This is a genomic window from Mycobacterium sp. OTB74 (assembly GCF_029892685.1).
GTDB lineage: Bacteria > Actinomycetota > Actinomycetes > Mycobacteriales > Mycobacteriaceae > Mycobacterium.
In genome coordinates, this window is record NZ_JARXVD010000020.1 from 111,755 (window position 1) to 118,696 (window position 6,942).

9 protein-coding genes and 1 pseudogene are annotated in these 6,942 nt (G+C 60.0%); 3 read left to right on the plus strand and 7 right to left on the minus strand.

From position 1 onward, the window contains the following. Positions 1–209: 209 nt before the first annotated feature. Both M2432_RS23015 and M2432_RS23020 read left to right on the plus strand, forming a co-directional pair. The gene (locus M2432_RS23015) at positions 210–374 is read left to right on the plus strand and encodes a hypothetical protein (RefSeq protein WP_280829155.1); all 165 of its coding nucleotides are present in this window, start codon (positions 210–212) and stop codon (positions 372–374) included. A 144-nt stretch (positions 375–518) separates the two neighbouring features. Next, entirely contained in the window at positions 519–1,409 is an 891-nt protein-coding gene (locus M2432_RS23020) for a universal stress protein (protein ID WP_280829156.1), read from the plus strand. A gap of 125 nt (positions 1,410–1,534) precedes the next feature. Here M2432_RS23020 and M2432_RS23025 read toward each other — a convergent pair whose 3' ends face one another. After that, the gene (locus M2432_RS23025) at positions 1,535–1,690 is read right to left on the minus strand and encodes a DUF6131 family protein (RefSeq protein ID WP_280829157.1); all 156 of its coding nucleotides are present in this window, start codon (positions 1,688–1,690) and stop codon (positions 1,535–1,537) included. Positions 1,691–1,721: 31 nt separating this feature from the next. Continuing rightward, positions 1,722–1,961, minus strand: a complete 240-nt coding sequence (locus tag M2432_RS23030; protein WP_280829158.1) for a hypothetical protein — start codon at positions 1,959–1,961, stop codon at positions 1,722–1,724. Between the two features lie 298 nt (positions 1,962–2,259). On the opposite strand from M2432_RS23030, the gene M2432_RS23035 reads away from it, so the two are divergent. Further along, positions 2,260–2,655, plus strand: a complete 396-nt coding sequence (locus tag M2432_RS23035) for a hypothetical protein (RefSeq protein WP_280829159.1) — start codon at positions 2,260–2,262, stop codon at positions 2,653–2,655. Between the two features lie 142 nt (positions 2,656–2,797). Here M2432_RS23035 and M2432_RS23040 read toward each other — a convergent pair whose 3' ends face one another. The 5 genes and pseudogenes from M2432_RS23040 to M2432_RS23060 form a co-directional block, all read right to left on the minus strand. Further along, complete coding sequence (locus M2432_RS23040; protein ID WP_280829160.1) at positions 2,798–3,229, minus strand: hypothetical protein; 432 nt, start codon at positions 3,227–3,229, stop codon at positions 2,798–2,800. A gap of 47 nt (positions 3,230–3,276) precedes the next feature. Then, positions 3,277–3,516: pseudogene (locus M2432_RS23045) on the minus strand (D-aminoacyl-tRNA deacylase); the annotation flags it as partial. Between the two features lie 116 nt (positions 3,517–3,632). Next, positions 3,633–3,791, minus strand: coding sequence for a hypothetical protein (locus tag M2432_RS23050; RefSeq protein WP_280829161.1), 159 nt, complete (start codon positions 3,789–3,791; stop codon positions 3,633–3,635). A 29-nt stretch (positions 3,792–3,820) separates the two neighbouring features. After that, entirely contained in the window at positions 3,821–5,020 is a 1,200-nt protein-coding gene (locus tag M2432_RS23055) for a hypothetical protein (protein ID WP_280829162.1), read from the minus strand. A gap of 472 nt (positions 5,021–5,492) precedes the next feature. Further along, positions 5,493–6,479 (minus strand): hypothetical protein, encoded by a 987-nt coding sequence (locus M2432_RS23060; protein WP_280829163.1) that lies wholly within the window; start codon positions 6,477–6,479, stop codon positions 5,493–5,495. Positions 6,480–6,942: the final 463 nt, after the last annotated feature.

The window sequence follows — 6,942 nt, forward strand, 5'->3', positions numbered from 1 at the left end:
CACCGAAAGTCACCCAAGAGCGCACAGATGACTTCTGGCCCTGTCAGCACCGAACCGAATCGGGCACCGTGAAAGTGCACCTCATCGCCACCGAGAAGGACAACTCATGACGAAACGCCCCGTCGTTTCACAACAGCCAACCGTGGCGTTGGGTTCTGGAGTCAACCACCCTGCGACTTTTTCTCGATACCGAACGACAGGTGCGGCAGGTGACATTGAACACCCGCCGATGCCCGGGAGAGTTCCTTTCATTCGCCGGCCGCCATCAGGTCCCCGTCACTGCACCGAGATATCCATGGGACCACGCCCGGCACGCGCCGAGCGTGCTTGCCGCCGGACGCATCTGCGGCGCCGCGGTGGTCGAGGTCAGCTGAACCATGCCCCCGCTCACCCACCGACATCGGCTACCTGCCGACCACTGGGCCCCAGACGCTGATCGCCTTGGCCATCAAACATCGCTCCACTTCGCCGCACAGCAGGCGGTCCCAAATGCCGCTCCAACTCGAGAGGAAAACATCATGTACAAGCACCAGGCCGACGTCGTGATCGTCGGAGTCGACGGTTCGCAAACAGCCGAGGCTGCTGCACTCTGGGGCGCCCAGGAGGCCGCAAGTCGCGGGATGCCGTTGCGGTTGCTCTATGTGATCAAGTCGAGCCTGGCCACCCCAATGCCCGCAGAGGTGTACCGCGTCGAGCTGAACAAGGGCAAAGCCGCCCTGGCATCGGCCTATCGCACCGTCGCGGCCAACATTCCTACACTGACGGTGAAAACCGATGTCTTACAAGGTGATCCCGCCGGAGTCCTGGTTGCCGAATCCCGATTCGCAGCGATGATCTGCGTGGGATCGACCGGAATCGGCCGGTTCCGTGAAGCGTTCCTGGGGTCAACCTCGGCCACGGTGGCGAGCGACTCCACCTGCTCGGTCGCCATCATCCGTCCGGCTAATACCGGGCAACCTGTAGATTTCCAGCCGCGATTCGTCATTGCACCGGTCAGCATTTTCACCGACAACTCCGACGTCATCGGCGCCGCGGCAGGTCGAGCCCGTCACCACCACTGTCCGGTATTGGCAGTGGGTATCAAGGACAATGATCTCGGCGCCACACCCTATGACGTGCTGGACAGCTTGGTCGATGGCTGGCGCCGCGAATATTCGGACGTAACTTGGTACCCGGTTCCCACCAACTCCGGGCTGCACAACTTCCTGCACGCCCATCCAGAATTGTCCGCGATGGTTGTCCTGAATCCCAACGCAGATAAAGATATTTCAGCAATCATCAGGCGTATTCCACGGGACCCAACTACCGGCCAGCAACTGATTGTATTCATCGACCGAGATCATCCGACGATCGAATCAGGCACTGAACACGACACCGCGTCCGTGGGCGGTCAAGCGTCCCCGCACTGATACTCGCGCAACGCGATATTCTCTGTACCCGTGAAAAAGCCAAGCTACCAATCAATTTCAATTACTCACACGGCCGCAAAGATGGCCTGAACGGCAACGCCGTCCAGGCCATCCAGCCTGATGGCTCAGTACCAGTGTCGTCGGCCACCGACGGTGTGGCCGATCGAGCCGAGCACCCACATCACTGCACCGATGACCAACAAGACAACACCGATAACCCACAACGCATACACCTTCAAGAACAGGCCAAGGATGAGCAGCACGGCTCCCAACACAATCATCGTTACCTCTCAATCCGTCCAGCCTGCACGGTCACCAGATTGAACTCGGTGCCATCGAACTCGGTTGCGGCAGGCGACAATCAACGACTTTGGGGTTCACCCCTGCGTAGTTCAGCGGTCCCGCGACCACAGTCAGGGCGATCCGGCCCGCCGTGCCGCAACTTGTGTCACCGCCATGGAAGTAGTCGCGCTGCCAGGCCGCGAAAACTCCGATCACCAACCAGACCAATACGAGCGTGCTGCCAACACCGCGCCACATGATGTCCTCCATGAATTTGAACTACCTTGTACCGCATACCCCGTCGGCGTCGATCACAAACATCGACCGTTCCGAACCCGCAGCGTCATGGCTATTTGCATCCACCAACGCTCAGCGCAGACCTGATGATGGACAGGATCTTTCGTGCCGATCGGCACAGATTTGCTCATAGTGGATCAATTAGCCGGCTAGACACCGTCCAAAATCGAGTACGGCCCAGAACCACGGCGTCCCCTTCAGGCGCGTTTGGCGTGCCGGACACCGGGGTATTACAAGAACGGAAATATCAGCCGACAATGGAGGGGTCGCTATGTCTGAAGCGAATACCCACCAGAATGTCGGAACGATGAAAGCAACGGAGTTCCACGACGACGTCCGCAACGACGGCTCCGGACATCAAGGGCGGACAGCCCTGAACTGGACGTTGGCCGCTCTTACGGTGCCTGGCGCCTTGATCGTCGTTGCCTTCGAATACATCCAGGTGCTGGGTACCGCCGGCTGCTCAGAGCACACCTGCGGCCCCTTAGGCCCCGGACCGTTCGTATTCGGGCTGATTGAATACGGCGCACCGCTGGTGGCGATTGTGTGCGTCGCACTGTCGTTCATAACCGCCAGGCGCCGCTACGGAACCCTTGTGCCATCGGCCGCGTGGGCAATTCTGGTAACCGCATTTGCGGTGCTGAACTTCAGCTTTCAGATTCGTTGATTGTCGCCAAAAGCCCGCCGTCGAAGACTGCGATGCCCCCTGGCGAGCGGGCCTGGCGAGCGGGCCTGGCGAGTTCACGGGTTGGCTCAGCCGAGTACCGAATCGGCCGAGCCGATAGTCACCTTGTCGGCCGAGCCGACAGTCACCACTGACTGAGCTGGCACTGCACGTTGTACGGCGAGTCCTGCTGGGTGGCCACCTGGCCGTCAATTGCGATCTCGCAGTGCGAATTCGGCGCGGCCTGTCCGCCGTGCGTGGTGCTGCTGACAGTGAAGATCGCCCACTGCGGGTCGGCCAATTTGGTCTCAAACACCCACGGCGCATCCGGCGAAACGCTGACCGTCTCGCGCTTGACGTACGAATATGCGTCGGCGTTGTAGGCCGCCTTGCTCGCCGGCTGATTCACCAGGTACAGCAGATCGAAGCTGGCCGGGCCACCCACCGACAAGGTGTACCGGACGGTGTGACCGGCCGGGTCGGCGGACGCAGCACCAGCTGTCAGCCCCGCGGCCACAACCGCTGCCGCGCCACACACTGCCCCGAACTTCACTGTCGCTTTACCCATACCGGTCATATCGACGAAACTACCGGATCGTTACAACTGCAACAGCAGCATCAGGCCTACTGCAACTCCAACAGCACCGTCACCGGGCCGTCGTTCACCAGTTCGACCTGCATATTCGCCCCAAAAACGCCGCTGGCCACCTGCGCGCCCAATTCGCGCAGCGCGGCAGAAAATGCGTCCACCAGCGGTTCGGCCACCTGGCCGGGTGCCGCAGCATTCCACGACGGCCGTCGACCCTTGGCCGTGTCGCCGTAAAGAGTGAACTGACTGACCACCAGGATCGGTGCCGCGACGTCTGTCGAGATGCAGCGCAGATTGACAGGACACGCCTGGCTACTTTGACAAAATTCGGCCGTGTCGCGGAGGCTTGTTAATCTTGCTTGCAAAACCCCAGCTCAGCGCGACAGCGGACTTAGATTTGGTGCTCGTGCGTGCGGACCATCGTGTAGCTCTCGATGTGGTCGATTTCTACGGGCACAACGGTGGCGCAGGTCTGCACGGCACACCGGTAGCCAGCTTCGGTCATGGGCGCCCGCTCCTGCTCAGCGGGAGTCGGGTCGTGGTGGGTCATCTCGGGGAACCTAACGAACCACGCTGTGGCTACATCGCGAAGTGTGTTCGGACACCGTTGGCATTCGCATATCGGATGCCAGTACGGACTTGAAACTCGGCGACCGAACAGCCAACTTCCAGACCCTTGGGAAAATCCGACCACGAGGCCATCAAGTCATTCTCCCCAACGGTTCCGATGCGCGTGATGACTCCGAGTGAGCGGACATCGTCTCCCGTGCACGCACTGTCTGCGATCCCTACCTTCGGTTCCGGGTACGTGATGGTCCCATGCCCCATCTCGATAACACCACCGCCACCGGGGGCGAACGGTCCCTCCTGCGGAGGACACTGATCGTTGGTGATGACAGGTCGAGTAAGACCAATTACCGCCTCGCACATCTTTTTCCATCCGTACTCCGATAGGTAACCGCCGCGCGCCGGCGTGCCAAGTACCTTGCCCATAAGGCCACCGACATAGCGCCACAGACTTTCAAAGGCGTCCTCCATCTCGATGCGTCGCGTCTCGTCGCCAGGAAGGTGGTACATCCGCTTTGCGTGCATCAGCCCTGAACGAAAGTCACAGTAGATATTGTCGTACGCCCACTGAATCGGGTCCGGTTCGCCGTCTGGAACAAGGGTAGACACGGGCACCATCGAATCTGCTTGGGCAAGTGCATCTTTGAACCATTTGCCTTCACCACCCTTGCTCTGAGGATAGAGATGGTGGAGCAGAGATTCCATGGCAAGAAACATGTTCCGATACGCCTCGAACAATGCGTTCGACGCACGGGCTATCCGCATGAAGCGCATCGCATCGTGCAGCGTCGGCGGCGGCGGCACCACCTGCGGAACCACATTGCCGTCTTTGTCACGAACCGTCCCGGTTGCGCTGAACTCGGGCGCAATCGGCAGGATGGCCGTCGCCCTCATCGTGACGACGTCGGCACGACGCGCCCACGTCAGGGATTCGGTGTAAGGATCGGTGATTACCGCGTCGCCCTTTGCCAGGGCGCACATGTAGTCCAACCCCAGATTCGCGTGTCGAAGCGCTTCGGAAAACGCATCCTCGATACACAGTTCCTGATCGCAGTATGTGACCACCAACGCTGACTCGGCGTCCACACATGTTGTCCACCCACCGACGTTGACCGACCCTCCGATGCGGGCTGGCCTCCTGAGTTGAAACGCACCTCCACTGCTGAGTTGCTCACCCTGCAACTCGATACCTGCGAAACGCCCCACCGTCACCGCTCGAGGGTACGACGCACCCCTAACGAAACGCTCAGTCATCCGACCCATTTCACCCACGCACGTACGCTGCGGACATCGCCACCCTGGCGACAACCCTTTTCAGGGAGTCGCTTCAGCACAACCAGGGCCTGAGCGTGCTCATCTGATGTTGCGCGGATACCGACACTTCTATTGCCATAGGTGGCTTTGATTTCCACCGTCCGGCCGTCGGCGGCCACCGCGTTGTGACCGGCTGTTGATGCCGGCGTGAGCTCAAGGTCGAACATCGCTTCGGCAGCAGCCTCCTCAGGGAGCCCATCAGGTGACCGTCCAAGGGGAACTTCCGCCCAGGATGCAACTGCTCGAGCTCTACTACGATCTTGTGCAGTTGCGCGACCAACTCGGCGGTCCGAGCTGTTCGATCGGCCAAGGATCTTGCTCATGCAAATCCGCCCGCTTGTGCGTTCACGGTCTCGGACCCCTCTCAGCGTTACTCCGGCACTGCGTCGGGTTTCGGTGCGTCCGTCAAGCCTTTGTTGCTGGTGCGGCCTGAGGGCTTGGACGACCTACTACGCCGTCCTGCTTTCGAATGATCAGAGGCGTTGCGAGGCAATGCTTCCGGGTTGGTCGCACTGCTGATGATTGCCAGTATTGCTTGATCCTTCGTCGCGCCTGACAAGCGTTCAGCCAGGCGCTCGGCCGTTAGCAGTCGCGAGAACTCAAGAGGCTGCATGAAGTACGCCCGCAGTTGCGCTGACGAGTCCTGCTGCATACGCACGAAAGTCGTTCCGAGATATCCGCCGAGCGCACCGCCCGATATACCGGTGACACCAGCAGTTACGGAGGCGACGGATGATGATGAGGTTCCTGCAACTATTGCGGCCGTTAGAATGACGAAAAATCCCGCACCTGCGGCTATCTGGGCATTCACGAAACTGCGCCGTGCCTGACCTGTCGCGATCTGGTGGTAGTAATCCAGTCGACGTTGGGTCGCCAACCAAAGATTGCCGTAGTCGTCGGTCCCGGTCCCATCACCCTCGATAACCGCTTCCTCGGCTTTGCGCAGATCGGTCTCCGCTGCTCCAAGGATTTGACGGTCTACGAAATTCTGCCGACCGGCTCTGTCAATGGTCATGACCACAAAACCACCGATATAGACATACGCAAGTAGCCCTATGGCGGCTGCCTCCAACGTACGAAGACCGACCAAGGTGAGCGAGGGAGGTCTGAGGAACACATCGAAAATGAACGCGCCTGCGAGTGCCGCGACAGGTACTCCGGCTAAGCACCACAGTCGGATGCGCTTGGAGCGCTCCGCTTCCGGCGACTGTCGCCATAGTTGGCGGCGTTGCGCTTGCTGCCTTCGCGTGAGTTTCGCAAGGGGCACCGCGAATAGGGCGATGGGCGATAGTTCTGGGTCGACGTCGTTGCTCGCCTCACTGCGCTGCGCTTGACCACGATCAGATTGCTCAGCCAAACTCGCTCCCCCAGTTCGTAACGTTGCCTGATAAAGATATACGCAAAGCGTGTCCGTCTCCCGCGAACTCTGCGCGCGAACTGAGCTTCCCGAGTTCAAATCGCGAGCCAGGCCGGTGTTGTGCATGAATCGTCGGCATTTTCCAGCAGGGCAGTCCGTCGTATCCGAATCTCATGCCATGCGCGACGGCGCCCAAGGTATCCGCCAGCCGATTCGCCGCTTGGATGATGGGTGACCGCACAAGAAGCCGGTTACTGAACTACGCGTGCATGTGAATCAGCTCTGTTAGAGGACGGCTGCCCGCCTGCAATTCATCTTGGGCCTGGTCGATATCGCCTACGGTTAGCGCACCGTTGAGCACTATCCTCGGGTCTGCTGCACGAATAGGTGACACCTGATCTGCCTAGTTTTCAGAGCTGGGCTGAAAGGATGTCATCGTGTCCAAGCCGTATCCCAAGGAGTT

Bases quoted from the DNA above. Each gene is read 5' to 3' on its own strand.
- M2432_RS23020 (WP_280829156.1), top strand. From the start codon at position 519: ATGTACAAGCACCAGGCCGACGTCGTGATCGTCGGAGTCGACGGTTCG.
- M2432_RS23025 (WP_280829157.1), bottom strand. From the start codon at position 1,690: ATGATTGTGTTGGGAGCCGTGCTGCTCATCCTTGGCCTGTTCTTGAAG.
- M2432_RS23030 (WP_280829158.1), bottom strand. From the start codon at position 1,961: ATGGAGGACATCATGTGGCGCGGTGTTGGCAGCACGCTCGTATTGGTC.
- M2432_RS23035 (WP_280829159.1), top strand. From the start codon at position 2,260: ATGTCTGAAGCGAATACCCACCAGAATGTCGGAACGATGAAAGCAACG.
- M2432_RS23040 (WP_280829160.1), bottom strand. From the start codon at position 3,229: ATGACCGGTATGGGTAAAGCGACAGTGAAGTTCGGGGCAGTGTGTGGC.
- M2432_RS23050 (WP_280829161.1), bottom strand. From the start codon at position 3,791: ATGACCCACCACGACCCGACTCCCGCTGAGCAGGAGCGGGCGCCCATG.